Source organism: Streptomyces sp. WM4235 (genome assembly GCF_001279725.1).
Lineage (GTDB): Bacteria > Actinomycetota > Actinomycetes > Streptomycetales > Streptomycetaceae > Streptomyces.
Genome location: NZ_LGDE01000220.1, coordinates 1 through 839 on the forward strand (window position 1 = coordinate 1; position 839 = coordinate 839).

The window sequence follows — 839 nt, forward strand, 5'->3', positions numbered from 1 at the left end:
TGGATTCGGTCAACCAACTCCCCCCCTATTTCGTCGTTGCCGAGGACCAGTACCCCTGCCGCCGCCAGCCGCCCAGGTCCTCTCGCCCCCGCCGCATCCTGCTGGCCGAACCCGCACCCACCGACCGCGCTGCCTACGAGGCCCGGGAGGAGTGGATCACGGAAGGCGTGGACGAGTCCCAGTCCCCCTTGCAGTTCCTTGTCATTGAGGCGACGAGCACCAATCACGCCGTACGGCTGGCCCGCCGCCAGTACGAGGCTGACGAGGCCGAAAGGGACGCCGAGATGCGCCGCACGGCAGTAACCCGCGCCCCCGACAACAGCGTCCACAAGGTTTTCGGTTCGTGTGACGCCACGTGGCGCCGCGTGCCCATCAGCTACCACGGCAGGAATCAGCCCACGGAACCGGGATTCACGAGCCAGTTCGGGCACCCCCCGTGCGGAGCCCCCGGAACGGTTCGGTTCGTCAAGGCCGCCCAGGCCGACTACTACCGGGCCATCTACGGATGCCCCGAGCACACGCGCTGACAGGCCGCCCCGGGGCGCGGCTCACGCCGCGCCCCGCCCCCGGGACCGACCGGGCGGTCAGGTCACGCAAGCGGCCGCCGTTGACGCGCCCGCTTCCGGGGGGCCGCAGCGCCCCGGAAGCGGGCGGGCCGGCCGTGGCCGGCCGGCCCGCGAAACCCCGACCGGCCCGCAGCGGCGGAACGCGACGGCAGGCCGTCACCCCGACCCGCCCGCGCAGGAATCCCGGAGCTGATCCCGGCACGCGCCGATCGGCAGTCAGGACCGCGCCAAGTGCGCACCACCACCGCGGCTCATCCCCACACCGCCTCACAC

1 protein-coding gene is annotated in these 839 nt (G+C 72.7%); it reads left to right on the top strand.

Translation table 11 applies throughout. The features are described from left to right. Nucleotides 1-527 (top strand): hypothetical protein (locus ADK55_RS16565; protein ID WP_159041420.1); only part of this gene is annotated, 527 nt, incomplete at its 5' end. Nucleotides 528-839: the final 312 nt, after the last annotated feature.